Raw genomic sequence first — 1,304 nt, 5'->3', positions numbered from 1 at the left:
GTTCAGGGTTTTGGGGGTTAGAGGCATGCTCCTTTCAAGCCCTGCACCAACTATCGCCTATCGCTGTCCGGTCATCATCGCCATTCAGAACCAATCGAGCGGAAGCGTTGCCTAGCATTAGGTTTGCTCCTTGCCCCAGACCCGATGGGGAGCAAATGCGTTTGCGTTTGTGAAAGCATCGCGCAGCGATAACGCAAAGATAAGCTGGAGAAGAGCAGCGAGCGGGCGTTCATGTCTTCAGAGCATTACAAGTTCGACCTTTTCTTGCGCTACCACCGAGAGCAAGCCCGGTGGGCGCGTCAACTGGCGGAGCGGCTGGATCGCGAGGGTTTCAAAGTCTGGTTTGACCGCTGGATGCTGCAGCCGGGGGATAACCGCAAGCTGGAGCTGCAACTGGCCATCGAACAATGCCGCTGGGTGGGAGTGGTGGCCTCTCCAGAGTTTGTTGCCGATCCCTGGCCCAGGGATGAGCTGTACAGCGGGTTTCCCCATGCCCCGGCACGACAAAACCAGCGTCTGCTGACGCTGCTGCACACCCCCGCCGAGCTGCCCCGCCCCCTGGAAGAGGCGCCCCTGCTGGATTTTACTGGCTCAGAAGAGGATCCGGTGCTGTTTGAGTACCGCGCCTTGGAGCTAATGCACTTTTTGGATCCCAGCTTCCCTGCCCCCGGGGATCTGCAGCGGTTCCGGCTGCAATACCGCCGCCGTGAGGGGAAAGAGTCCCTGGAAGATGAAGAGGTGCGGGGATTTCAGGCCTTTTTGCGGGCCATCCAGATGGCCATCCTGCGCATTGCCACAGGCGAAACCCCCTCCGCCACGCCAGAAGAAGGAGCGCGTCAGATCGCCATTTTGCAGTTCATTCAGCGGCTGTTTCAGTGGAACAGTGCCGACATCCAATTCGAGCGGGGGGAAGACTGGCGTCGCCGCGGCAACCTGACGGAAGCCCTGGCCGCCTACGACCGGGCTCTGAACATGGATCCCAACTTCGCCCTGGCTTGGAGCCGCCGTGGGGATGTGCTGGTGCAGCTGGCCCGCTACCGCGAGGCGGTGGACAGCTACAACGGATCCCTGAGCATCAACCCCTACGACGAAGAAACCCGGCTGCGCCTGGCCCTGATTCTGGGGCGCCTGGGGCAGTACAAGTCGGCGGTGGTTAACTACGACAAGGTGCTGGAGAGCAACCCGGAAGATGCTCTGGCCTGGCACAATCGCGGCATCCGCCTGCTGCAACTGAAGCGGTCGAAGCTGGCCCTGAACAGCCTGAACAAGGCGCTGCGCTACAACCCCAAGCAGCCCCGCACCTG

Annotated in this window: 1 protein-coding gene; it reads left to right on the top strand. The window is 61.2% G+C overall.

Annotation, left to right across the window (positions count from 1 at the left end):
• Positions 1-231 precede the first annotated feature (231 nt).
• Positions 232-1,304 (top strand): toll/interleukin-1 receptor domain-containing protein (locus NW856_RS10400; protein ID WP_414400162.1); only part of this gene is annotated, 1,073 nt, incomplete at its 3' end.

It is taken from the genome of Synechococcus sp. R3-13, assembly GCF_047462195.1.
Taxonomy (GTDB): Bacteria; Cyanobacteriota; Cyanobacteriia; order Thermostichales; family Thermostichaceae; genus Thermostichus.
This window is presented reverse-complemented; position numbering and strand designations above follow the sequence as displayed.